Source organism: Massilia sp. 01N417 (genome assembly GCF_056399645.1).
In genome coordinates, this window is sequence record NZ_JBFTRS010000013.1 from 64638 (window position 1) to 90480 (window position 25843).

The following is a 25843-nucleotide window of genomic DNA, read 5'->3' on the forward strand; positions in this document are numbered from 1 at the left end:
ACTACAGCTCGGCAAGCTGATCGTCGATGATAAGTATTAGGGACGTGGGAAACGGAACAGATCTCGTTGCTGCCCGTCTGGGAATGTCCGCCTCTCGATCTGGCATGCGCCCAGGCGCAGGGCCAGTGCGCGAGCCGGGGCATTGTCATCAGTCATGTATGTTTCTACCGTTTGCCATCCACACTCCCGATAAGCATAGGCAATCGCGGCACGCGAAGCCTCCTGCGCGAAACCTTGCCCGCGTGCGTCGGGCAGCAACCACCAGGTCAGCTCGCGTGGCCATCCCAAGCCCTGCCAGAATCCGCATACACCGAGCTGGGCATCATCACCTAGCCGTTCCACGACCCACACGCCGAAACCTTGCAAGTACCAGCAGCCGATGTCAGTCGCCAGCCGGGTATAGGCAGCGCCCGCACCAAGGGGGCCGCCGTAGAAAGTAGATGCCTCGGCGTCAGTATAGAAACGACGGTAGAGATCTTCTGCCGTCGGGCTGGGTGGTACAAGACGCAGGCGTTCAGTCTTCAGGGTGGGGATCATATTTATGGGTCCAGCGTTGCTGTTCTGTTGGTTCGTGACACGACACATCACTTATTCCTTGCGACGCGCACGCCGCAAGGAGCGGCAACTGCTTGCGGTAGCAGGCTTACCAGATAATGACGCGATCCTTCGGTGCCAGATACATCTTGTCGCCCGGCTTGACGCCGAAGGCCTCGTAGAAGCCCGGCTGGTTCTTGACGGTGCCGTTGGCGCGGAACTGGCCCGGCGAGTGCGGATTGGTCTTGATCAGCATGATCTGCATGGCGTCGCGCATCTTCGAACGCCATACCTGGCCGAAGCCCATGTAGAAACGCTGGTCGCCGGTCAGGCCGTCGATCACCGGGGCCTTCTTGCCCTTCAGCGACAGGTGATAGGCTTTATAGGCGATCGCCAGGCCCGAGTTGTCGCCGATGTTCTCGCCCAGGGTCAGCGCGCCGTTCACGTGGTAGCCCGGGACCGCTTCGAAGGCGTCATACTGCGCGACCAGTGCGCGGGTCTTGGCCTCGAACTTCCTGTGGTCGGCGGCGGTCCACCAGTCGCGCAGGTTGCCGTCGCCGTCGTATTGCGCGCCCTGGTCGTCGAAGCCGTGGCTGATCTCGTGGCCGATCACACTGCCAATACCTCCGTAGTTCACGGCGTCGTCCGCGTTGGCGTCGAAGAAGGGCGGCTGCAGGATCGCAGCCGGGAACAAGATCTCGTCGTATTCCGGGTCGTAGGAAGCGTTGACGGTTTGCGGCGTCATTTCCCACTCGGCGCGGTCGATCGGCTTGCCCAGCTTGTTCAGTTCGCGGTCGAAGTGCAGGGCGCGAGCGCGCATCACGTTGCCGACCAAGTCACTCTTGTCGACCACCAGCCTTGAATAGTCCTTCCACTGGTTCGGGTAGCCGATCTTGACGGTGAACTTGGACAGCTTGACCTGTGCTTCCTTCTTGGTCGCGGGACTCATCCAGTCGAGCGTGTCGATGTCCTGCTTCATCGCGGCCAGCAGGTTGTTCACCAGCCTTTCGATGCGCGCCTTGCGCTCGGCCGGAAAATATTCGGCGACGTACAGCTTGCCGACCGATTCGCCCATCGCGCCATCGACCGCACCGACGCCACGCTTCCAGCGCGGCGCCATCTCCGCCACGCCCGACAGGGTCTTGCTGTAGAAGGCGAAGTGCTCGTCCGCGAACGCCTTGTTCAGGTAGCTGGCGTAGCTGTCGATAAGGTGGGCCTGCAGGTAGGATTTCCAGGTCTCGAGCGGCGTCCTGGCCGCGATTTCGGCAAAGCCTTTCAGGTAGGTCGGTTGGCTGACGATCACGTAGCTCACCTTGCCTTCGATGCCGGTTCCCTTCAGCCAGGTGTTCCAGTCCCAGCCCGGCGCCACGTCGCCCAACCTGGCCAGGTCGACCTTGTTGTAGGCCTTGACCGGATCGCGCAGCTCGACCTTGGTCCATTGTGCGCGCGCGATCTCGGTTTCCAGCGCCACGATCGCCTTGGCATTTTCGGCAGCATGCTGGTCGCCGGCCATGACCAGCAGGTTCCTGACGTGGGCCAGGTAGTTGGCGCGGGTGTCGGACAGCTTCTGGTCGTCGGCCTTCAGGTAGTAGTCGCGGTCCGGCATGCCCAGGCCGCCCTGGCTGATGTCGGCGACGTACTTGGTAGCGTCCTTGTTGTCCAGGTGGATGCCGAAATCGTACGGGGTGTTCACGCCCAGCTGGTTCATGTGCGCGAACACGGCCGGCAGTTCGGACTTGTCCTTGATTGCGGCGATCTTTGCGAGTTCACCGTTCAGTGGGGTCATGCCCAGCTGCTCGAGGCGCGCCTCGTCCATAAAGCTGGTGTAGAAGTCGCCGATGCGCTGTTCGTCGGTGCCCTTGGCGGCATGCTGTGCGGCGGCTTTCTCAATGATGGCGCGCAGTTGCGGCTGGGTATTTTCGCGCAATTCCATGAACGAGCCCCAGCTCGACTTATCGGCCGGGATCTCGATGGTCTTGAGCCACTTGCCGTTCAGGTGCTCGAAGAAGTTGTCCTGCGCACGCACGGACGGGTCGACATATTGTGTGGCGATGCCGGATGCCAGTGTCTGGCCGCCGTGTACGGCTGTGTTCTTGGCCGATCCTTCGGCGGCGTGGGCGAATGCGGCGGTCAGTGCCAGAGCCAGCGCGCTCAGTGCGAATCGTTTCATGCCGGTCTTTCTCCTCCAGTTGTTGTAGTGCCTCCCATTCTAATGATTCAAAATACGAATGAATATTACAGATTGTATATATTATATGTATAACTGGGGCCGCGACGGCACCAATGCCGGTCGGGTGAGTCGCTGCAGGCTGGCGTTTGGCCGATTGCAGAGCTGGCGGCAGAGTCAGAAATTCTCCGTTCATTAAAACGAAAAAATCCCGTAAAGAAGCTAAACCGGTGTGCGATCCGTCCCGCGAATCATCTTATCTTTTTGTACCGGAGCATATGTATCTGCATAGTATATGTATTCTATTATACATTGATTATTGGTTTTCGTCTTTCGAAAAACTACGCGTTGTAGCATAAATAAGTCTATATACAACGAATACAAAACGATACATTTTTTTATTTGACCCTAAAAATACACAGGTGATCCCATTGCCGGCTTGAAAGAAAGCATTGGGCTTTCGTTCAAGATTGCTGCATATACGGCACCTTGCGGCCGGCTGTTTCTACGCCAGCCGCATTCAACACAGGAGAATAAGAAAATGATGGAGAAAGTTTTGTCCCGATCGATTCGCATGATCTGCCTCGGGGGTATGGCATTCGGTATGAGTGCGGTATACGCGCAGGACGGCCAGGAAGGGTCGATGCAGCGCGTTGAAGTGACCGGTTCGCGCATCCGCCAGGTCGACAGGGAAACGGCGCAGCCGGTCCAGGTGATGACCCAGGAACAGATTCAGAAGACGGGCCTGGTCACCGTGGGCGACATTCTTACCCAACTGTCCTCGGCCGGCACGCCCGAGTTCAGCCGCGGCGGCTCGCTGACCTCGAATATCGAAAACGGCGGGCAGTATATTACCCTGCGTAACCTCGGCTCCAACCGCCTGCTGGTGCTCGTCGACGGCAAACGCTGGACCCAGACCGTCAACGGCTATACCGACCTGTCGACCGTGCCGTCGGCGATGATCGAGCGGGTCGAAGTGCTGAAGGACGGCGCCTCTTCGATTTACGGTTCCGACGCGATTGCCGGTGTGGTCAACATCATCCTGAAGAAAAAGCTGGACGGCGCCCAGCTCAGCCTGTACACCGGCGCAAACCAGAAGGGTGACGGCCGCAGCAAGGATTTCTCTCTGTCCTACGGCGCCAGCAATGACAAGGGCCGACTGATGGTCGGCCTGTCGCACACCGAGCAGGGCGTCGTCTGGCCCGCCGAGCGTGATATCACCCGCTATCCGCGTGGCATCAACCACCCGACTGCAGGCTGGGGTATGGGCCCGTATGGGGACATCAGTCCGGTCGATCCAGTCACTGGTGGACAAAACAACGACCCTGCCACGGGGGGCTGGGAGCGTGTGTTGAACCACGGTGGCGGCGTGCGCTCCGATCCGCGCTTCCCGAGCAGCTATCATGACAAGACCGGCAGCATTGACGACAAGTACAACACGGCCAAGGACATGATGTTCCAGATGCCGAACAAGCTGGACACCCTGTTCACGAAGGGCACCGTCGACCTGCCTTACGATATGCAGCTGACCACGACGGCAATGTACTCGCAGCGCAAATCGAGCACGCAGATCGCGGGTCAACCGCTGACCAGCGACACCCAGCCGGGCTACAAGGTCTACATCGACAAGAACAGTTACTACAACGGGTTCGGCCAGGACCTGTACTTCCTGCGCCGCACCGCCGAAGTGCCGCGCGTGACGGACAACCAGAATCGCACCTTCCACGTCGATTCCACCCTGTCCGGCAACTTCACGATGCGCGGCCTGGCCTGGAACTGGGATGTCGGCTATAACCACAGCGCGCAGGACGGCTATATCTACTCGACCGGCAACCTGAACCTGCTGAACCTGAAGAAAGCGCTCGGCCCATCGTTCATGAACGCCCAGGGCGTGGTCCAGTGCGGCACCCTGTCAGCCCCGATCCCGCTGCAGGAGTGCACCCCTTGGGACCTGATCAGCGGCCCACCCGCGTTTAGCCCGCAGGTGCGGAACTACGTGATGTCGACCGGCCAGGCGACTTACGGCAGCACCATCAATAGCGCCACCGCCAACCTCAGCGGCGAAGTCTACCAGTTGCCGGCAGGCGCCCTCGGCGTCGCCGCAGGCCTGGAGCGCCGCGAGGTGAGGGGCGACGACCAGCCCGGACAGTTCGAGCAGTCCGGCTACTCCAGCAACTTGGCAGGCAACCCTACCCACGGCCGCTATACGGTCAAGGAAGCCTACCTTGAGCTTAACATCCCGGTCTTGAAGAACGCCCCGTTGGCCAAGCTGTTGAGCTTCGATCTGGCGACCCGCCACTCGGACTACAGCAACTTCGGCAGCACCAACAACAGCAAGGCCAGCTTCATGTGGAAGCCGGTTCGCGACTTGCTTGCCCGCGGCACCTACGCGCAAGGCTTCCGCGCCCCGGCCGTCGGCGACACCTTCGGCGGCGGCGCGCAATCGTTCGACGACATCATGGACCCCTGCGACAGCAAGTTCGGCCAGCGCGGCACCGCGGGCGTGGACGCACGCTGCACCGCCGCCGGCGCCCGTCCGGGTTTCCGCCAGGTCGACCAGACCGGCACGCCGGTGACCAGCACCGATGGCACCCAAGGCATCGTGGCGTTCATCTCCGGCCTGGGTAACTCATCGCTGCAGCCGGAGCGCGCCAAGACCACGACCTTCGGCATCGTGTACAGTCCGTCGTTCCTGCCCGGCCTGTCCGGGTCGCTGGACTGGTACGACATCAAGATCAGCAACCTGATCACGGGTGTGAGCGCGAACCAGACGGCCAACTACTGCTACGTCCAAGGCATTCAGTCGTACTGCGATGCGATCAAGCGCGATCCGGTCAGCGGCCAGATCAACAGCCTGTCGCACGGCAACGTCAACGCCGGTGGCCTGGAAACCGCAGGCTTGGATCTGTCCCTGAACTACCGCTTCCCGGCCACCCGGTACGGCCAGTTCGGCCTGCGCTCGGACTCGACCTTCGTCAGCAAACTGCGTACGCAGGCGACCAACGATGCCGAATGGGTCAATCAGGTCGGCGAATACGACGCCGGCGGTGTCCTCGCCTACTATCGCATCAAGTCGAACCTGACGCTGGACTGGACCCTCGGGAAATGGAGCGCTTCGTGGACCGCGCGTTACTTCAGCCCGCTGCGCGACCAGTGCTACAGCCATGATGTGAGCGCCCCGATCGAGTGCACCAACCCGACCGGCCAGGCCAACTGGGGTACGGGCTACAACCAGATGGGCGCGATGGTCTACAACGACCTGAGCGTCGCCTACAAGACCCCGTGGAAGGGCCAGATCATGGTCGGCGCCAACAACGTGTTCGACAAGCAGCCGCGCAGCACCATCCTCGGCGCTGCCTCGGCGTCGCGCGTCGACGCCAACCTGCCGATCGACCGCTTTATCTACGTGCGTTACAACCAGGCGTTCTGACCGAAGGGCCCGCATGGGCCCATCTCAGGCGCTGTCTGATCGATGCCCCCCGGCTTGCCTGGGGGGCGCACACGGCTCAGCGCCTTTTTTTGCAGCTTCGATACGTGTTTTTTGCAACTCGTCGCGCCGCGCGTGTGGCAGCACAGGTAAAACGTATAGTGCTGCATCTCCGACTACACACAGGTAGTTGGAATAAATCGAAGGAGACGAGATGGATTTCGCACCATACAGCAGCGACAACATTAGCGACAACGACGATAGCGCCAACGATAGCTACAACCATAGCGCCAACGATAGGCCTACCCTGGCGTACCACCGCCCGGCCCGGCACAAGACTCGAATCACGATCTACCTGGACGACGAAGTCATCGACCATTTCCGGGCGCTGGCGAAACGCTATGGCACCGGCTATCAGACGCTGATTAACGCCGCACTGCGCAGCCGCCTGTCTCGAGCCAGCGGCGAACCCGGTTGGTTCGTATAAGTCACAGGCGCGTCACCTGCGCTGGTCCCAAAATTAAAACGGAGTAGAAAACAATGACGACTAGCCGTCGATCCTTTCTCAAAGCTGCTGCGGCAATTGGCGCTTCTCTGGCATGGGTCGGCCCGGCCCGGGCTTCGCGTGTGCGATGGCATGAACGGCGTGATCTGTATCCGCAAGGCGTTGCCTCGGGCGATCCCGACCCGCACAGCGTCATTCTCTGGACCCGGCGTCCGTTTGCGGGGGAGGCGCGCCAAGTCCTGACTGTCGAGGTGGCGGAGGACGAGGCATTCCACCGGGTCATTGCGCAGGCCAAGGTGCCGGTCACAAGCGGCGAGGACTGGACCGCGCGCGTACTGCTTGGCGGCCTCAACCCAGCGCGCGTCTATTGGTACAGGTTCACCGACGCCGACGGAAACGGCAGCCGGATTGGCCGCACAATCACCGCACCCTTGCCCAATGATCCGCGCCCGGTGAACTTCGCATTCGTGAGCTGCCAGCATCTCAACGAGGGCAAGCTGAATGCCTACCGCAGGATGATCTACGAAGACGAACGCGCGCCTGCCGCCGAACAGCTCGGCTTCGTCCTGCACCTGGGCGATTTCATCTACGAGATGGTCCAGTACCCGGAGGAAGTGAAAACCCGCTACGATCGCACGATCTATGAGGTGGCGCGCATCCCGGACGGCCACAAGATCGGCAACTTCCACATTCCGCTGACCGTCGATGGCTACCGTGCGATCTATAAAGGCTATCTGCTCGATCCCGACCTGCAGGATGCGCGCGCACGCTGGCCGTTTGTCGCCATGTGGGATAACCACGAATTCTCTTTCCAGGGTTGGCAGGGTGTTCTTAAAGTGGGCGCGTTCGAGCAGCCTGGCCAGAGCGTCAAGGTGGCGGCGAATCAAGCCTGGTTCGAGTATCTTCCTGCGCGCGTCACGCGCGGAAACCGCCCGCTCGAACGTTTCGATCCGCCCGCCGTCGACAACGTGCCGATCAAGGAGTTCGACGAGCATGGGCTGGGGACGGAACCGAACAACCTGGCGGCGATCAACAGCCTCAAGGGCTACCGGGCGCTGCGCTACGGCCGGCACCTGGACCTGATCATCACCGACCAGCATAGCTATCGAAGTGCGGACTCCTTCGGCGATCCGTCGCTCGATAAACTGTTCGGCAAGGAGTACATGGGCATGTTGCCGGAGCCGATGATGCAGATCCTGGACGGTGGGCGCGCCTGTAACGGTGGCAATCCTCCTGCGGTCGTCAGCCACAATGGTATCGAGGTGCCCAATCCGCAACGCAATGCGCCGCCGCAAACGATCCTGGGAATGGAGCAGAAGGCATGGTTCAAGGACAAGCTGCAGACATCGACGGCGACGTGGAAAATCTGGGGCAATACGATGGGTGCACTCGATTCTCGCGCCGATCCGCAGAACCTGCCTGCCGGCCTGACCAAAGAGCCGTGGCCGCCTCATACCTATGCGGCGCTGAGCGCATATGATTACGGCTCGGCGTGGGCGGAACGCGCTGAAATCTACCAACTTGTGCGCGACGCGAACATCACGGGCTTCGCGATCGTCTCGGGCGACCGTCACAGCTTCTGGGCAGGATATGCAGCTGCGGAGCTGCCGCCCGGCAAGTTCGAGCCGGTCGGCTTGAGCTTCGTGGGCGGCTCGCTCACCAGTGCCGGGACCATGGAAGCCTATGAGCACAAGCTGCCGAAGAACGCGCCTTTGCGCGCGCTGTTCCTGGCGGACAAGGGGAACGGAGCGAAGCCGGACTGGACCCACAACATGCTGCTGAAGCACGGCGTGCGTTCATGCCTGGAATATGCAAAGAGCTTCGACCTGGAGCGCGCACGAGCGCTGTCCAATCCGGATCTGGCGCCGCACCTCGAATTCGTCGATCTGGGAGGACACGGCTATTCGAAGGTTCGATTGTCGGCCGACGAGATGCGCACCGAGTTTGTCTGCATCCCACGCCCGATCACACGCAGCGAACGACCGGATGGCGGCGACATCAGGTATCGGGTCGTGCACACTGCCGCACTATGGAAGGGCGGAGCCCGCCCACGGCTGAAGACGTCGGTGCTTGAAGGCGACATCGGACTTGCAATGTGACGGCTCCACGCCGTGATCTTCGAGACCCGTCAGGAGCGACCGCAGTCGAACGCGCAGCGGTCGGTCTCCATCAGGTGTCCAGCGCCGGCGATTCGACGCTCGACCGTCGGGCCATAGCTGATCGGCAACTCCAGCGCCGACCACATCGACATTGTCGAAGCACCTGTCGAAGGCCTGGCTCGCTGCGTCGTGGTGTGAAACGGCCCACTGGTCTCATGTCGCCGGTTCCGGATTCTCGCGAAAACACAAAGACCGTATAAGCATCGCCGGCAGGTCATCATTTTTCACACCGCCAAACTGGATTTCACATCGTGAATTTTACGGCCGGCCGCTTTCGTCATGAAATTTCGTTTCGCAGTATTGCTTTTCACATAATGGAATAAATTACGTAAGCCTTTGAATTTAATGCGCTAAATATTCGCTTAAGTCTTATATAAGATAGAAGATGCAGCCGCGTGCCGGCTCTATGATGAACCCATCCGACTACGATTCGCTGCGCATCACCGTCAGCGGCGAACGCAGGAGATTTCGATTCTTTTTTATGGAGTTCATCATGTCCCAGTACCAGAACGATATCCAGGCCATCACCAGTCTCAAGCAACAGCAGGGCGAGGGCTGGCATGCGATCAACCCCGAATCCGCGGCCCGCATGCGTGCCCAGAACCGTTTCCAGACCGGCCTCGATATCGCCCGCTATACGGCCGGGATCATGCGTCGCGACATGGCGAACTACGATGCCGATCCATCCCGATACACCCAGTCGCTGGGATGCTGGCATGGTTTCATCGGTCAGCAAAAAATGATTTCCATCAAAAAGCACTTCAACGATACCGACCGCCGTTACCTGTACCTGTCGGGTTGGATGATTGCCGCGCTGCGTTCGGAATTCGGCCCACTGCCCGACCAGTCGATGCATGAGAAAACGGCAGTGCCTGCGCTGATCAAGGAGCTGTACACCTTCCTGCGCCAGGCCGATGCGCGCGAGCTCGGCGGCCTGTTCCGCCAGCTCGACGCCGCCGAAGGCCCGGCGCGCGCCGCCATCCAGGACAAGATCGACAATTTCGTCACCCACGTGGTGCCGATCATCGCCGACATCGATGCCGGCTTCGGCAATGCCGAGGCAACCTACCTGCTGGCCAAGCAGATGATCGAAGCCGGCGCCTGCTGCATCCAGATCGAGAACCAGGTGTCGGACGAGAAGCAGTGCGGCCACCAGGACGGCAAGGTCACCGTGCCGCACGAAGACTTCCTCGCCAAGATCCGCGCGGTGCGCTACGCCTTCCTCGAACTGGGCGTGGACGATGGGCTCATCGTGGCGCGTACCGATTCGCTCGGGGCCGGCCTGACCAAGCAGATCGCCTACACCCGCGAGCCGGGCGACCTCGGCGACCAGTACAACAGCTTCCTCGACGTCGAAGAGGTGTCGCTCGATGCGATGGCGAACGGCGACGTCGTCATCAAGCGCGACGGCAAGCTGCTGCGCCCGAAGCGCCTGCCCAGCAACCTGTTCCAGTTCCGCGAAGGCACCGGCGAGGCGCGCTGCGTACTCGACTGCATCACCTCGCTGCAGAATGGCGCCGACCTGCTGTGGATCGAAACGGAAAAACCGCACATCGCCCAGATCGGCGGCATGGTGAAGGAAATCCGCAAGGTGATCCCGAATGCGAAGCTGGTGTACAACAACAGCCCCTCGTTCAACTGGACCCTGAATTTCCGCCAGCAGGTCTTCGACAGGATGAAGGCCGAGGGCGCCGACGTGTCGCACTACGAGCGCTCGCAGCTGATGAGCGCCGAATACGACGACTCGGCACTGGCGCGCGAAGCCGACGAACGCATCCGCACCTTCCAGGCCGACGCGGCGCGCGAAGCCGGCATTTTCCATCACCTGATCACGCTGCCCACCTACCATACCGCCGCGCTGTCGACCGATAACCTGGCCAAGGAATATTTCGGCGAGCAGGGCATGCTGGGTTACGTGGCCGGCGTGCAGCGCAAGGAGATTCGCCAGGGCATCGCCTGCGTCAAGCACCAGAACATGTCGGGCTCGGACCTGGGTGACGACCACAAGGAATACTTCAGCGGTGAGGCGGCGCTGAAGGCTTCCGGCAAGCTCAACACCATGAACCAGTTCTAAGGCCTTTTTGCACGATGCGTACCTGCGGGATACCAAGGAAATCAGATGATTAACATGAACGATGACAATCAGGACGTTCTTGCGCTCGAGGACGTCCGGCAGCAGTCGATTGGCCGGGTCGGCATCATCGGTGCCACGCGCATGAGCGTCGGCATTGCCATGCGCCTGGCCGATGCCGACGTCCCGGTCACGCTGTGGGAGCGGGAGCGCGCTTCGCTCGCGGAGGCAATCGCGCTGGTGCGGTCGACTTACCAGGAAGCCGTCGCACAGGGAAGGCTTGCGCCCCACATGCGGGAGAGGCGTATGGCGCTGCTGGCGGGCACCGTCAACTTCCATCACTTGAAGGATTGCGATCTGGTGATCGACGCGGCGCGCACGGACACCGGCGCCAGGGAGAGCCTGTTTCATCGGCTCGACCAGGTCACCAAGCCGGGCGCCATCCTGATGACCCGCGTCTCGCAAGGCGTGGACTCGCTGGCCCGCTGCACCCGGCGTGCCGGCGAAGTGCTCGGCTTTCATGTCCCAAGTCCCGGCAGTCCCGGCCAGGTGTGGGAGTTGGTGCCCGGGACGTGGACGTCCAGGGAAACCCTGGCCACGCTGATCGCCTTGGCCGGGAAACTTCGGCAGGTCGTTGCCGTGTCCGGCGAGAGCCGCGCGAGATAAGACTGGAAGCGGCCCTTGGCGGCGAAGCGTTAGCGGAAGCGTGAGGCGACGAACCGTTCGCCGAAGCGCGGCCCGATGCCGCCGCCCTACGCCCTATGTGGACATCGCGCTAGCGTGTGCCAGATATGCGGCCATGTCAGCAGGATCTTGAACCACAGACTGGTCGCGAAGCTAGCCTCGACCGCGACAAGGCCGGCTGCGCCCAGCGTATCCGGCCAGTAGTCGTTCATCAGAACGCAATATGGCGTCGCCGGCGCAGCGCTCGGCCAGTGTCCCCGCGGGCGGTCCGGCGACGCCTCCCACACCACAACGCAAATACCGGGCGTGCGCAGCGGCACGGCCTTCCTGCCTGAGGCAGCAAGTGCCCAGCCAGCTCATCAAATCCACCATTATTTAAAAACCTGATTATGTGAATCAATTTCCAGCAAGTATTCAGTGCCGGCAAACTTAGGCACACTGTGAGCGAGAAAGAAACAAGAACAGCATAAAAGGAGACTAAAAGCATGAAAAAAGCAGTATCCAGGGTAGTTCTTGCGGCAAGTGCGCTATGCGCCACGATGCTGGCCCAGGCCGCCGGTCCGGACACCATCAAGGTCGGACTGATCGCACCGTTTTCCGGGCCGTTCGCCGATTACGGAAAGCAGATGGAAGGCGGAATCAAGGCCTATATGGCGCAACATGGCAGCACCGTCGCCGGAAAGAAAATCGAGGTCATCGTCAAGGACACCACCGGGCCCTCGCCCGAAATCGCGAAGCGGCTGGCCCAGGAACTCGTCGTGCGGGACAAGGTCGATTTCCTGGCCGGCTTCGGCCTGACGCCCGAGGCGCTGGCGGTCGCGCCCCTGGCCGAGCAGGCAAAAAAGCCGATGATCATCATGAATGCGGCCAGTTCGTCCATTACGACCAAGTCGAATTACATCGCACGCGTGTCGATGACGCTGCCGCAAAGCTCCGCGCCGATGGCGAAGTGGGCGCTCAAGAACAAGATCCGGAACGTGGTCACGCTGGTAGCCGATTACGCGCCGGGTATCGATGCCGAAACGGCGTTCAGGACGGCCCTGACCGAAGGCGGCGGCAAGGTCCAGGAGGCGATACGCGTACCGCTGAAGAATCCCGACTTCGCACCTTACATCCAGCGCATCAAGGACGCCAGGCCGGACGCCGTTTTCGTCTTCGTGCCGCCCGGCGAGCACACCATCGCTTTCATGAAGGGCTACCGCGAGCGCGGCCTGGCCGAAGCTGGTATCAAGGTCATCGGCACCGGAGACCTGACCGACGATCATATGCTGGCGGCGATGGGCGACGCGACGCTGGGCGTGATCACCACTTTTCATTATTCGGCGGCCCACAAATCGCCTGAAAATGCCGCCTTCCTCAAGAGTTTCACGAGCGCCAATCCTGGCGCGGGCCGGCCGAACTTCATGGCCGTCGGCGGCTACGACGGCATGGCGGCCATCTATGAGGTCGCGCGCAAGCTGAACGGCGACATCGATGGCGACAAGGCCATGGCAATCCTGAAGGGCATGCAGCTGAACAGTCCGCGCGGCCCGATCATGCTGGACGCCGCCACGCGCGACGTGGTGCAGACGGAATACGTGCGGCGGGTCGAGAAAGTCGATGGGCAGCTGTTCAACATCGAATTCGACCAGTTTCCAAATCAGAAAGATCCGGGGAAACCCTAGCGGCGTCGTCGCTGGCAAACAGCGCGGTCCACCTCGAGAAATGACATGTCTTGCGTCGCGAACCGGATGAGCCGGTTCGCTTGTGGTCAGCCGGGCCGTCGTTCTCGGCTATCCCATTGATTCCTATTCAATACCAAGTACTGCCGCAACCGCTTCTTCAACAGGAATCCACTTGCGGATCAGTGCGAGGACTTCTTCCTTTTGTTGGACGAGATCAGGGTAGAGGTGACGTTTCGGGTCCCACCAGTCCCAGAGCAAATTACGCGCTTTCTGTTCGTCCATCTCCTTGCGCTGTGCTGCCGCTTTGGTCAAGCGCAGTTCAGCACGTTCCTTGATCGTTTCATTGAATTGCAGATTGCAGCTACTCCAATCAAAAGCCGCCACTTCGGCTTTTTCCGATTCCCAGTTATTGTTTTTCAAATAGCCAGTCCCCGGTTCGCCATTTGCATTGACTGCGAGACAGCTCAGGTTCGGCAAGCGATGCTTGCGGCAAAACCAATTGATGGGATCCAGTTTTCGGCCAATCGACGTATTGATGGCGTTTTTTACGACAAGATCGTCAGTGTTGTTGCGTTTCGCTAAAGCTACCAGGTCAGCATACTGGATCAGAGTGAAATCGCGAATGTGTCGATGCTGGTTGTCCTTCGCAACCTGCATCAGAATAGGCCAGTAAACTCCCGCCAGGTGCAAGTCATTGAGCGTGAACCTATCCGGATCGCTGATGCGGTCATTTGCTTCGGCCGCGATGATGTCTTTATCCATTCTTACTTTGCCCCTTGCAGCAACGCCGTGGTATGCCGCTTGACGGCGTTCTCGAACTGCGCCTCCGCGCTGTCGAACTGGTCTTCCACCGACAGTTTGCCGTCCTGCAGCTCTTGCCAGCTGATGAATTGCCTGTAGAGTTTGACGGTCTTGCCCGAGCCCGACATGAAATTCTTCAGCTTGGACAAAGTCGGTTTGAGCAGGTCGTCAGGGCGCAGTACCGGCTCGCTGCCGAAAATGCGCCGCATCATTGCCTTTTGCAGTACCCGATCACCCGGCGGTGCAACGTACAGCTTGATTTCGACATCCTTCTGTTCCCTGCGGAACTCAGCATGGTAGAACAGGTTCCAATGACCATTTTCGCTCCGGATCCCGTCGACCTGGTCCCAAATGCGCGGGACAAAGCGGACACTCAGCGTCTTGCCGTCTTCCGGCGAAATCCTCTCCCACTCCGCCGCATTCTTGGCCAGCATCTTGTCGATCAGCCCCCACACCAAGGCTGCGCCCTGTTCGCGCACCGCGTCGCGGCAAGCGTCGAACGCCGCCTGGTGCTTGCGGTAGATCTCGGCCCAAGGGCCATCCCAGCTGTACACGGCAGGCATGGCCCGCACGCGCTCGTTCAGCGCGCGCAATACGGGGGCGACATCGTCGCGGTTCGCCAGCTCCGCCACTTGGGTCGTCTCGGCATCCTCTTGGCCGGACAGCGTACGGATCAGCTCCTGGTAGTCCGCAAGGAATTCTTTCACCCGCTGGTCGGCAGGAGGACGGTCTTCGAGCGCTTCGTCCAAGGCTTTTCCGACTTCCTCGCCCCAACGGATCTGCTGCCAATGCGGGCTGCTGACAGTCTCGTCCGAATCGAGGGTGAGATAGCACTTCTTGATATCCACGTTCTGGAATTGGCGTGCCAGGGCGTCGTCATAGCGGCTCAGTTGTTCATCGCCTTCGTGGCTGTTGATCTTGGCTTCGATCGCGACCGCCCATTTATCCCCGCTGCTGCTGCGGCCCTCGACCAGGATGTCGAGCCGGTCTGTCGAACTGGCTTTGTCGGCGCCGGACTCCTTGCTGTTTTCGACGAAAACACCTGCACGCAAAACAAGTTCGGTATGGACTTCGACGAACGCCGTTTCCATCGCTGGAACCTTACCCACGATCCGCCGCAGGAAGCGATCCAGGAAAGCGCGGCCCATGCCGTGCGAGCCGTCCGGATCCAGCAGCCAGGCCAGTGTATTCGTATGCCGAATCTCATATTGCTCGACCCGCAGCACCCGGAAAGGAGTAAATCTGGTCAGTTTCTTGCTGAGCTGCTCGAACTCCGGTTTGCTGACGATGTGTTCGAGTTCGCTTGTGAAGGATTGGTCGTGATTGAAATCTTTTGGCATGGCTGCCCTTATGGCGTGGAAGCTTGGTAGCTTTAAAAAATATACTGATCCATCATATTCAATTGATTGACTGTTGGCAATATTTTACTTGAGCACGGTGGCTGCGAATGAACGGCCCAACACCGTGCCCGTCATCTTCGATTCGTCCATTCCGTTCGCGCCGTCCGCCAAACCGGCGCGACATGGATTGTCGCTGCATGACCGATAATCGACCTCGAATGCAATCGAGGAGCGCCTTTGTCTTTATCTACCCACTATCCCGTCAATACGAAGGGTCGCGACTTCGTGGTCGGCGATATCCATGGCTGCTTCGACCTGTTGTCGAAGGCATTGCGCGATATCCGTTTCGATCCGCAATCCGACCGGTTGTTCAGTGTCGGCGATCTCGTCGACCGCGGGCCGCAGTCGGCGCAGGTCGTCGAATGGCTGGCGCAGCCGTGGTTTCATCCGGTACGGGGCAACCACGAGCAGATGGCGATCGACTACGTCGCGGGCGAGCAGGAGTGCCTCGAGTACCGGGTGAACGGCGGCCGCTGGTTCATCGACCTGCCCGCCGGGCGGCAGGCCGAGATTGCCCGCATGTTCGGCGCGCTGCCGATCGCCATCGAAGTCGAGACGCGCCTCGGCGCGGTCGGGATCGTGCATGCCGACTGCCCCTTCGACAGCTGGCAGGAGCTGATCGCCGAGCTGGGCGATGAAGACGCCGAGGTCATCGCCCGCATCGCCATGTGGAGCCGCGAGCGTTTCGGCGCCCGCATCGCTTCCCGCGTCGCCGGCATCACGAAGATCTTCGTCGGCCATACGCCGGTGGACCGCGACCTCTTGCTCGGCAATGTGCACTACATCGACACGGGCGCGGTCTTCAACCAGGCCTTGACCGTGCTCCCGCTGGAACAGGAGTAGGCGGGGCTTGCCGGTAAATGTGTATACTCGGCATTTTGCTGGTGTAGTTCCATGGCTGCTGATCAACAAGATAGAACCTCCTTCCTGGCAGGCCGCTTGCGCGACGTCACTGCGGCGCTGCTGTCGCTGGCCGCTATGCTGGGCGCCAATCCCGTGTCGGCACAGGCCGCCAAGCCGGTAGCGCCCGCGGCGGCTGCCGCACCGGTCAAGCTCGACACCGTCACCGCGCGCCGCGGCGACATCCAGCTGACGGTCGATGCCGCCGGCAAGCTCCAGCTCCACAAATGGGCCGATGCCTATGCCCAGATTGCCGGGCAGGTGAAAGACGTGCCGGTTGCGGTCGGCGACACGGTCCAGGCCGACCAGGCCTTGCTCGAAATCGCCCCGGCCCAGCAAGCCACCAAGGTCGAGAGCAATCGCGCCCAGATGGCCCGGCTGCAGGCCGAGCTCGCCGACCAGCGCGCGCAACTCGATTTCGCCCAGCTCCAGTTCAAGCGCCAGACCCAGCTGAAAGCGCAGAACGCGACCCGCGAGGAGGCTTTCGAATCGGCGCGCATGAACGCCTCGTCGGCCAGCGCGCGCCTCGATGCGATCACGGCGCAGATCCGCGAACTCGAAGCGACCCTGAAGATCGACGAGGAAGCGCGCCAGAAAACCCTGGTCAAGTCGCCGATTGCCGGCACCGTGGTGTCGCTGGCCGCGCGCCCGGGACAAATCCTCGCGGCCTCGCAGCTTGCCGCACCTTTGCTGCGGATTGCCGACCTGTCGGAAATGACGGTGGCCGCGCGCGTGGCGGAAAGCGATGTCACGCGCTTGCGGCCGGGCATGGCCGCCAGTTTCACCACACCCGGCTATCCCGGCAAGCGTTGGTCGGGCAAGCTGCGCCAGGTGATTCCCATCCCGGCCGACGGCACGGGCGAGCAGGGCAAGCAGGCCTTTTATATCGTCCTGTTCGAAGTCAAGAATCCGGATCACGAACTGATGAGCGGTATGAGTGCCCATGTGCAATTCCTTGTCGGCCAGGCGCGCGATGCCGTGCTGCTGCCGGCCAACTGCCTCGGTGCGCCGGACGAAGACGGCCTGGTCAAGGTGAACGTGGTCGACGCCGGCCAGCGCGTCGCTGTCCGCAAGGTGAAGGTGGGACTGCGCAATGCGCAGCAGGCGCAGATCCTGTCCGGCCTGGCGGCAGGCGACAAGGTGCTGGTCGGTCCCGTGCCCGATGCGCTGGCGGCGCCGGCATCGGCATCGGGCTCCTGAGGCAGGCCCATGACGCATCGCACTTTCACATCGCCGCTTCTGGCCGGCCTGGTTTGCGCGGCGCTGGCGGGCTGCGCCAGCCGCGCCCCGATCGCGGAACCGCCGCCCAGGGTCGACTTGCCGGCCGCCTGGGGCGCCGCCGCGACCCCTGGCCATCAGGAGTGGCCCGACAAGAACTGGTGGCAGCGCTTCGGCAGCCCTGAACTGAGCCGTCTGGTCGATGAAGGGCAGTCCGGCAACCTCGAACTCGCGGGCGCACTCGCGCGCGTGCGCCAGGCGGAGGCCGAGGCGCGCATTGCCGGTGTCTCCCTGCTGCCCACGGCAACTTTCTACAGCGACGCCAACCGTTCGGTACCGATCAGGCGCGGCAGCGCGAGCACCTCCGCCGACAGCGGGCTGCAGGTCTCCTACGAAGTCGATTTCTGGGGCAAGAACAAGGCCGGCGTGGCCTCGGCGGAAGCCTCGCTCGAGGCCAACCGTTTCGACCGCCAGACCGTGGCATTGACGGTCACCAGCGGCATCGTCTCGACCTATCTGCAGGTGCTGTCGCTGCGCGACCGGCTTGCCGTCGCGCGCGCCCACGTCGCGAATGCCGAGCACGTCCTGACCCTGGTGCAGGCCCAGAAGAACGCGGGCGCCGCTTCCTCGCTCGACCTGGCGCGCCAGCGCTCCGTCGTGGCCCAGCAGAAATCGGAAATTCCGGACCTGATGCAGCAGGAGCGCGAAGCGCAATCCGCCCTCGCCATCCTGCTCGGCAAGACGCCGCAGACCTTCTCGGTCGGCCAGAAGGGGCTGGACACGATCACCTTGCCCGAGGTGTCTCCCGGCTTGCCGTCCGAGCTGCTGTCGCGCCGCCCCGATATCCGCCGCGCCGAGGCCAGCCTGGCCGCCGCCAATGCCGACGTCGCCGTCGCGCGGGCGAACCTCTTCCCCAGCATTAACCTGACCGGCGCGATGGGCACCCAGAGCAGCGCCTTGCTGTCGCTGCTGAATGCGCCGAACCTGCTCGCGAACGTCAGCGCCTCGCTGATCGCGCCGATCTTCGACGGCGGCCGGCTGAAGCGGGAACGCGATCTCGCCATCGCCCGCAAACAGGAACTGGTCCAGGTGTACCGGGCGACCGTGATTGCCGCCTTGTCCGAAGTGGATACGGCGCTGGGCCAGATCCGCAGCCTGGACGAGCAGCGGCGCCTGAAGACCACCGAGCTGGAAGAAGCGCGCCAGGCCTACGACCTGGCGGAAATCCGCTACAAGGCCGGGGCCGAAGACCTGATGACGGTCCTGGATACGCAGCGCGCCTTGTCGGATGTGCAGAACGATATGGGGAAACTGAAACTGAAGCGGCTGCAGGCGACGGTGTCCTTGTACAAGGCGCTCGGCGGGGGCTGGAAGGACGACCAGGGGCAAGGGGAGTCGCTTCCTGCAAGGACCTGAGCGTCGCGGACGAAGCGACACGCCGGCCGGCGCCTTGGTACAATGACATCACCATGAACAAGCCCGCCATCACCCTCATCCTCGGCGCGACCATGCTGTCCGCCACCCTGGCCGCCTGCAACAGCAAGACCTCGGCCAGCGAAAAGAACTTCGGCATCGCCGTCACCCAGTACCTCGACAAGAAGGGCGACATGTGCCTGGATCCGGTGAAGTGGCCGGTGGACGTCTATGAGACCGACCTGCGCCAGCGGAAGCTGTATCCGGACGGCGTCGCCGGCCAGATGGCGGCGCTGGAAGCGGCGGGCCTGGCCAGGGGCGAGGACGTCGAATTGCCGGGCAATGGGCCGAAGGTGAAGGTCAGGCGCTATACGATGGCCGACGCCGCCAAGCCGTTCCTGCGCGCGGACGCCGGACCGGCGCCGCGCATCTGCTGGGGCCGCAAGTCGCTGGAGAAAGTGGCAAGCTGGACCGACCCGGTCAAGGCGGGCGACCATGAGGAAGCCAGCGTGATCTACACCTACAAGCTGTCGAACGTGGCCGAGTGGGCCAGGAAACCGCAGGTCAAGGAAGCCTTCCCGGTGCTGGGACGGAACGTCGACGGCGAACACAATCAGAAGGAAAAGCTCTACGTCAGGTCGACCCCGAAGGGCTGGGAAGCGCGCTGATCAATCGTGCGGCAATGGCTTCCTCCCGATTCTTGGAGTAAATTGGAGGAAATTGTGTAGAGGTGATGCCATGCTGAACCTGCTCAACGATTTCGAACCGCGGCTCCTGCTGCATGCCGCCATACTCGTGTTTGGCTTGGCCACCTTTGTCGCCGTGATCCTGATCAGCCGCTGCCCACGCTGCAACTGGCTCGAGTGGGTAGACGAGCGCTCAAATTCCGACGGCACTGAATAATCGTGCCTGCCAAATCCTCCTGTTTTTGTGGCAACTAGTTGCTTTTTCTGCACAAAACATGTCACTGAGGAAATCAAACAGCATATAATCGTGGGGAAGAAGCGAGAAAATACCCCATGTCCTCTCCCAGCAGTTTCGACCATTTGCCCGCATCGCTCCGTCAGCTCGCGGCTGCAGGCACAACACGTCATTTTCCCAAACGTACACGCTTCATTGCGGAAGGGGATGTCGGTACCTCGGTCTACATCATCCTGTCCGGCCGCGTCAAAGTCTTCACCAGCGATGCCGCCGGCAAGGAATTCCTCTTTGGTACCTATGACAGCGGCACCATCCTGGGCGAAATGGCGCTCGACGGACTGCCGCGCAGCGCGTCGGTCGAGGCCTTGACCGACGTCCGCTGCGCGATCGTTCCGATCGACCAGTTGCGCCGGCAAATCGTCGAGGATCCCGATTTCACCATGGAGCTGATCCGTGTGCTGATCCAGCGCAGTCGCAATACGACGACGTTTTCGCGCCAGCTCGCGCTGGAATCCGCATACCAGCGCCTGGTCGCCCTGTTCAACCACCTGGCCGTCGAGCAGGATGGGCTGCGGGTCATTCCCGAAGCGATGAGCCAGCAGGACATCGGCGACCGCATCGGCACGTCGCGCGACATGGTGTCCAAGCTGTTCAAGGAGCTGGTCAAAGGGGAGTACCTGCAGCACCAGAACAAGCGCATCACCCTGCTACGTCCACTGCCGGCAAAGTGGTAATGTCGCCAGCTCCGGCACGCAGGCTGGCGCCGGCATGGCTGGCCCCGCTCGCCGCCGCCTGTCTCGGCATGGCGCTGGCGAGGACCGCGTCACTCGAGCGCCTGCAGGGTCAATGGCTCGACGCCTCGTTCCACATGTTGCGCCTGGCCGGCGGCAAGCCGGCCTCCGCCGAGGTCGCGATCGTCGGCGTGGATGCGCCCTCGATCGGCGCCAGCGGCAAGCCGTTCGCGCTGATGCTCGACGAGTTCGCGCTGGTCCTGGACGGCCTGCGCCTTGGCGGCGCGCGTGCTCTGGGCGTCGACATGGTGTTCCCGGCGAATACCTTCGATACACTGGTGCCGGGATCGGCGCGCCGGCTGGCGCTGGCGATCGGCGGGCTGCGCGCGACGGCGCCGGTCGTCCTCGGCCGCCTCGACGCGGGGCAGGGCGCGGCGGGCGCCGGCGGTTTGTATGCCGCGATGGCGGGAGCGGGAGGCGAAGGGCTGCTGCTGGTGCCGGCCGACCCGGACGGCAGCTTGCGCCGTCTCGGCAAGAATGCCGGCAGCGAGGTGCAAGCCCTGCTGGCGCCGCGCCTGGCCGCCAGGCTCGGGCAGCGGCCGGCCGGCGGCATCGTCGATTTTTCGATCGGCGGGAAATTTTCGTATGCGCCCATGCAGTCGGTCCTCGAACTGGTGAAGCGCGGCGACCGCGCGGGATTGCGCGAGCGCTTTGCCGGCAAGGTAGTGCTGTTGGGCGCCATCCTGCCCGACCAGGATCGCCAGCGCCTGCCGGTGGCGCTGGCCGCCTGGGAGGACGGCCACACCGTTGGCGGCGTGGTATTCCAGGCCCAGGCCATGCGCAGCCTGATGCAGGGCGCGATGATCCGCAGCCTGCCGCAGGCCGGAGACCTGGCGGCCCTGCTGGCGGTCGCCCTGGTCTGGGTTTTGCGGCGCCGTCTCGCGGCGGCGGTTGCGGGGGCGCTCGGCGCCGCCGCCGCGGTCCTGGCCGGAAGCGTGCCGCTGCTCTCGGCCGGTATCGAGATGCCGGTGCCGGCGGCCCTGCTGGCGCTGGCCTTCAGCGCCGGGCTGGTGGGTGCGCAGGCATATGCCCGCCAGCTCGCGGAACAGCGCCGGCTGCGCGCGATTTTTTCGGGGTATGTGAGTCCGGCGATCCTGGACACCATTCTAAGCGGGGCGCTGAAAGAGGGCCGGACCGGCAGCCGGCAGTCGCTGGCCTTCCTGTTTGCCGACATTCGCGGCTTTACCGCGTTCTGCGCGGCGACGCCGCCGGAAAAGGTGATCGCCTTCCTGAACCGCTATTACGGCGCCATCACTCCCGCCTTGCACCGCTTCGGCGGCACCATCGACAAGTTCAGCGGCGACGGCATCATGGTCTTCTTCGGCGCCCCCCAGCCCAGCGAGAATCCGGCGCGCGACGCCGTTAGCGCCGCGCTCGCGATGCTCGAGGCACTCGAGGCCTTCAATGCCGAACTGGCCGCCGAGGGCGAAGCGGCGGTGGCGGTCGGCATCGGGATCGCCTATGGCGACGCGGTGCTGGGCAATGTCGGATCGCCGCAGCGCCACGACTATACCGCCACTGGATCCGCCACCACGCTGGCGGCCCATATCCAGCAGCATTGCAAGCAGGTCCCGCACGCCTTGCTGGTCGAGCGCGCCGCCCTTGAGCTGGCGGGCCTGCCGCCGGCGCAGCGCCGGCGCTTCGCAAACATTGCGGTCGAACTCGAAAAACATGGCCCGACGGAATTGGCCGCCTACCAGGAAGTGGAGGAGAAGCATGCTTAAGCTTTGGCTGATCGGCGCAGCGCTGTACGCAGGCATGATGGGGGGCGCTGGCGCGGTCGCGGCCGACGAGCCGGCTGTCGTCACCCAGGTGCGGGGCGCGGTGCTGCTTGCGAAGCGCCAGCTCGTCCTGCTTGATGCGCTCAGGCCCGGCGACACCATCGAGGTGGCCGCGGGCGCAGAGCTGGTGGTCTTCGATCCGGCCCGGCTCCGCCAGTTCACCCTGGGCGGGCCGGCCCGCTTCCTGGTCGGCGACGACGGCGCCATGGTTCGCCAGGGCGGCAGCGGCAGCCTGCGCCTCGAAGGCCAGGACCCGGCGTTCGGGCGCGCGCTGCGCCGTTCGGACCAGGTGGTGGCTGGCGCGGTCATGCGCGCTGGAATCGACTTGGGCGGTTCGCCGGGGGGCGAACGCATTGCGCCCTCGATGCCCGTGCTCGGTTGGCGGATGCAGGCCCACCTCGGCGAATGGCGGCTGCGCCTGCTGGACGGCGAGCGCACCGTGTTCGACGGCACGGTCGCCGGCACCGAGCTGACCTTGCCGGACAGCGTACGCCTTCAGCCGGAGCACCGCTACCGGCGCGAGCTGCGCTGGCAGCGGCGCGACGGCAGCGTGCAGGTCGACGGCGTTCCGCTGCAGGCCCTGAGCGCGGCCGACGACGCCCAGCTGATGCGCCTGCTGCCGCCCGCCGACGCGCCCGTCGCCGCCCGCGTGCTGTTCGCGCTCTACCTGCGCAGCCTGGGCGTGCGCAGCCTGGCGCGCCAGATCGCACCTGAAATCGATGGACTGTACCCACCACGATGAATACGACACGACTTATCTGCTCGCTGGCCCTGGCCTTCGGACTTGCCCTGCCTGCGCAGGCCCAGTTCAACCTGATGCGCCTGCTGTCGCCGGGGCCGGCGGCGGCCGATGCGGCCGGGTTCCGGCAGCATGCCGAGGCGGTCAACGCCATCCTGCAAAAGAATGCCGCCGGCGACATCAAGGAAGCCCTGCGCCTTGCCGACGCCCTGGTGGCCGAAGACCGCAAAGCCGGCGACGCTTCGCCACTGTCGCCTCGGGGCAGCCTGTTGCGGCAATCGCTCGGCATCGCCGCCAACCTGCACGAACGCGACGGCAACTATGCGCGCGCTATCGAACTCCAGCAGATGCTGCTGGCAACCCTGCCTGCTGCCGCCGGGTTCGGCGCGGCCGGCGATGCCGCGCTCCGCTTGCGCATCGGCGAGCTGCAGCTCAAGGCCGGCGATTTCGAGGGGGCGAAGCGCAGCTACCAGGCCTTGCTGGCCGGCCGGACGGCGGGAGCGCCTTCCGCCAAGGTATATGCCGGGCTGGGGACGGCGGCGCTGCGGCTCGGCGACGACGCGCTGGCGGAGTCGAGCCTGTTGCTGGCGATCCGCGCGAATGCGGCGTCGCAGGAGCAGGCGGCCGGTTCCGCCGGCCAGTCCTCCGGTTATGTCAACGCGATGGCGGCGATGAGCGCCGTGTCGGGGCTGCTCGAAGGCATCGGCAAGTCCCTGGCGGCGGAGCACGCGATCCTGGACAGCAACGGCGAAGTACTGTCGTCCGTCACCGGCAAGCCGCAGGTCCTGCCCACCGTGCTCGACGTCGAGGGGCCGCTGACCGACCTGGCGTTCCTGTATTACCGCCGGGGCGACGCTGCCGCGCTGAACGTGCTTTACCTGGTCAGTTTCAGCGAATACGCGGCGCGTGCCGAGCGTATGGACGCCGGGCTGGGGCCGCCGGCGGAACTAGAGAAGCAGTACGCGCGCTTCGGCGCCTGGCTGGCCGGGCTCAAGCAGTACGAGCTCGCCCGGCAGGCGTTCGACAGCGCCTTGCGCCTGAACGCGCGGCGTTTGAGCGCCGCCGCCGTTCAGGTCCCACCCGAGCAACTGCCGGGGTTCTTTTCGGGGCGGCGCCAGATTCTCGATCTCGCAATCTCCCAGCGCCTTGCCGAGCGCGCGGATGCCGCGGCCTGGCGGGCCACCCTCGGCGACCTGTTGCAGAGCAAGGGCCTGCAAAGCGACTTCCTGGCGCGCCGCGCCCGCGTGGTCGGCCGCTCGAAGGATGCCGAGATCCGCGGCCTGGCGGCGGCGATGGAAGCCATTGACGTGGCGGGCAGTGAACAGCAGTACCTGCGGCGCGCCAATCTCGCCGTCGAACTGCAGCAAAAGGTGGGCAAGCTGTTGCCGCCGCTGGAATTCCAGGCCGGAGATCGCTTCATCGGCGACCTGCAGCGGCGCCTGGACGGCGAAACCCTGCTGTCCCTGTTCGTGTTCACGCCCTTCGATTTCGGCAGGCAGCAGTTCGGGCCGAAGCGCTACCTCGGGGCGAAGGTGAGCAGGGACGGCATCCGGGTGGCCGACCTCGGCAGCGCCGAGACCCTCGACGGGCTCGGCGCCGGCTTGCGCGCCGACCTCGCGCAGCGGCCGCAGGCCAGCCAGGCGCGGGCGGTGCTGAAGTCGGCGCGCGGCGGCTACGACGCGCTGCTGAAGCCGCTGATCGGCGCACGTGCCGCGCGCGGCGCCTACGTTGCCGACCTCGACGGCGCGATGTCCCTGCTGCCGATGGAGGCGCTGGCGGACGGCAGCGGCCGCTACCTGATCGAGGATACCGAGTGGCGCTACGTCGGTTCGGCCCGGGTGCTGATGCGCAGCGCGGCGGCCGCGCCGGCGACCGGCCGGGCGGTGGTGCTGGCCGATCCGGCCTACGACCTGGAAGCGCCGCCGTCGGCCGGTGCCACGCCAGCCCTTGGCCGCGGCGCGGCGCTGCAGGGGATGCGCTTCGATCCATTGCCGCAGACGCTGGAGGAGGGCAAGGCCGTCGCCGCCAGCCTGCGGCGCGGCGGCATCGAGGTCGATTTCCGCGCCGGCGCCGGCGCCGGCATGGAGGCGCTGGCCACGCTGCACGCGCCGCGCTACCTGCATATTGCGACGCACGGCTTCTTCGTCGACGAGGCGGGCACCTGGCGCAAGCAGGTGACGGGCTTCGACGGCCGGCGCTATGTCGCGGAAAGCTACGCGCAGGGCCGCAGCAGCGGGCTGGCGCTGGCGGGCGCCAATCCTGCGCTGGCCACGGGCGCCGGCGACGGCATCGTCTATGCGGCCCAGTTGCGCCAGCTCGACCTGGACGGAACCGAGCTAGCGGTGCTGTCCGCCTGCGACACCTCGGTCGGCGCGATCTCGCTCGGCGAAGGCGTCGACAGCCTGCGCCAGGCGCTCGACGTGGCCGGCGTGGCGAGCACCGTCACCTCTTTGTGGCCGGTGCCGGATGCCGAAACCCGCAGCCTGATGACCGGCTTCTACGATGCGCTCGCCAGCGGGGCCGGCAAGAGCCGCGCGCTGAGACAGGCCAAGCTGGGCGTCAGGAAGGACCATCCGCATCCGTATTACTGGGCCGCTTTCGTGGTCAGCGGGATGCGCTGACGAATGCAAGGGAGGCAGGCAAGGTGTGGCGTCGAATTTTCGACAAA

The 25843-nt window shown here is 63.6% G+C and carries 19 protein-coding genes; 15 read left to right on the plus strand and 4 right to left on the minus strand.

Going from position 1 to position 25843, the window contains the following annotated elements; all coding sequences use genetic code 11:
• Nucleotides 1–36: 36 nt before the first annotated feature.
• Nucleotides 37–537 carry a GNAT family N-acetyltransferase gene (locus tag AC1DOQ_RS15160; protein ID WP_477365582.1) on the minus strand — a complete coding sequence of 167 codons (501 nt, stop codon included), beginning with the start codon at nt 535–537 and terminating at the stop codon, nt 37–39.
• A gap of 106 nt (nt 538–643) precedes the next feature.
• Complete coding sequence (locus AC1DOQ_RS15165; RefSeq protein ID WP_477365585.1) at nt 644–2704, minus strand: M13 family metallopeptidase; 2061 nt, start codon at nt 2702–2704, stop codon at nt 644–646.
• 640 nt (nt 2705–3344) lie between these two features.
• On the opposite strand from AC1DOQ_RS15165, the gene AC1DOQ_RS15170 reads away from it, so the two are divergent.
• The 6 genes from AC1DOQ_RS15170 (at nt 3345) to AC1DOQ_RS15195 (ending at nt 13211) form a co-directional block, all read left to right on the plus strand.
• On the plus strand, nt 3345–6131 hold the full coding sequence (locus AC1DOQ_RS15170) for a TonB-dependent receptor plug domain-containing protein (protein ID WP_477365588.1): 2787 nt from the start codon (nt 3345–3347) through the stop codon (nt 6129–6131).
• A gap of 211 nt (nt 6132–6342) precedes the next feature.
• Nucleotides 6343–6615 (plus strand): BrnA antitoxin family protein, encoded by a 273-nt coding sequence (locus AC1DOQ_RS15175; RefSeq protein WP_477365591.1) that lies wholly within the window; start codon nt 6343–6345, stop codon nt 6613–6615.
• Nucleotides 6616–6668: 53 nt separating this feature from the next.
• Complete coding sequence (locus AC1DOQ_RS15180; protein ID WP_477365594.1) at nt 6669–8732, plus strand: alkaline phosphatase D family protein; 2064 nt, start codon at nt 6669–6671, stop codon at nt 8730–8732.
• Between the two features lie 553 nt (nt 8733–9285).
• Nucleotides 9286–10866: an isocitrate lyase gene (locus AC1DOQ_RS15185; protein WP_477365835.1), complete on the plus strand. Its 1581-nt coding sequence runs from the start codon at nt 9286–9288 to the stop codon at nt 10864–10866.
• A gap of 45 nt (nt 10867–10911) precedes the next feature.
• Nucleotides 10912–11529 carry a 3-hydroxyacyl-CoA dehydrogenase family protein gene (locus AC1DOQ_RS15190; protein WP_477365597.1) on the plus strand — a complete coding sequence of 206 codons (618 nt, stop codon included), beginning with the start codon at nt 10912–10914 and terminating at the stop codon, nt 11527–11529.
• 557 nt (nt 11530–12086) lie between these two features.
• Entirely contained in the window at nt 12087–13211 is a 1125-nt protein-coding gene (locus AC1DOQ_RS15195) for an ABC transporter substrate-binding protein (protein WP_477365838.1), read from the plus strand.
• Nucleotides 13212–13334: 123 nt separating this feature from the next.
• On the opposite strand, the gene AC1DOQ_RS15200 is transcribed toward AC1DOQ_RS15195, so the two are convergent.
• On the minus strand, nt 13335–13973 hold the full coding sequence (locus AC1DOQ_RS15200) for a hypothetical protein (RefSeq protein ID WP_477365600.1): 639 nt from the start codon (nt 13971–13973) through the stop codon (nt 13335–13337).
• Nucleotides 13974–13975: 2 nt separating this feature from the next.
• Complete coding sequence (locus tag AC1DOQ_RS15205) at nt 13976–15352, minus strand: PDDEXK-like family protein (protein WP_477365603.1); 1377 nt, start codon at nt 15350–15352, stop codon at nt 13976–13978.
• A 237-nt stretch (nt 15353–15589) separates the two neighbouring features.
• Here AC1DOQ_RS15205 and AC1DOQ_RS15210 point away from each other — a divergent pair, with 237 nt between their 5' ends.
• From AC1DOQ_RS15210 to AC1DOQ_RS15250, 9 genes are all read left to right on the plus strand, one after another.
• Nucleotides 15590–16255 (plus strand): metallophosphoesterase, encoded by a 666-nt coding sequence (locus AC1DOQ_RS15210; RefSeq protein ID WP_477365606.1) that lies wholly within the window; start codon nt 15590–15592, stop codon nt 16253–16255.
• A gap of 51 nt (nt 16256–16306) precedes the next feature.
• Nucleotides 16307–17512: an efflux RND transporter periplasmic adaptor subunit gene (locus tag AC1DOQ_RS15215; protein WP_477365609.1), complete on the plus strand. Its 1206-nt coding sequence runs from the start codon at nt 16307–16309 to the stop codon at nt 17510–17512.
• Nucleotides 17513–17521: 9 nt separating this feature from the next.
• On the plus strand, nt 17522–18946 hold the full coding sequence (locus AC1DOQ_RS15220) for an efflux transporter outer membrane subunit (protein WP_477365612.1): 1425 nt from the start codon (nt 17522–17524) through the stop codon (nt 18944–18946).
• Nucleotides 18947–18999: 53 nt separating this feature from the next.
• On the plus strand, nt 19000–19611 hold the full coding sequence (locus AC1DOQ_RS15225) for a hypothetical protein (RefSeq protein ID WP_477365615.1): 612 nt from the start codon (nt 19000–19002) through the stop codon (nt 19609–19611).
• Nucleotides 19612–19681: 70 nt separating this feature from the next.
• Entirely contained in the window at nt 19682–19846 is a 165-nt protein-coding gene (locus AC1DOQ_RS15230) for a hypothetical protein (protein WP_477365618.1), read from the plus strand.
• A 116-nt stretch (nt 19847–19962) separates the two neighbouring features.
• On the plus strand, nt 19963–20598 hold the full coding sequence (locus tag AC1DOQ_RS15235; RefSeq protein ID WP_477365621.1) for a Crp/Fnr family transcriptional regulator: 636 nt from the start codon (nt 19963–19965) through the stop codon (nt 20596–20598).
• Nucleotides 20598–22379, plus strand: a complete 1782-nt coding sequence (locus AC1DOQ_RS15240) for a CHASE2 domain-containing protein (RefSeq protein WP_477365624.1) — start codon at nt 20598–20600, stop codon at nt 22377–22379. The genes AC1DOQ_RS15235 and AC1DOQ_RS15240 overlap by 1 nt, the downstream gene beginning before the upstream one ends.
• Complete coding sequence (locus AC1DOQ_RS15245; protein WP_477365627.1) at nt 22372–23178, plus strand: hypothetical protein; 807 nt, start codon at nt 22372–22374, stop codon at nt 23176–23178. The genes AC1DOQ_RS15240 and AC1DOQ_RS15245 overlap by 8 nt, the downstream gene beginning before the upstream one ends.
• Nucleotides 23175–25796 (plus strand): CHAT domain-containing protein, encoded by a 2622-nt coding sequence (locus AC1DOQ_RS15250; RefSeq protein WP_477365630.1) that lies wholly within the window; start codon nt 23175–23177, stop codon nt 25794–25796. The genes AC1DOQ_RS15245 and AC1DOQ_RS15250 overlap by 4 nt, the downstream gene beginning before the upstream one ends.
• The last annotated feature ends 47 nt before the right edge of the window (nt 25797–25843 follow it).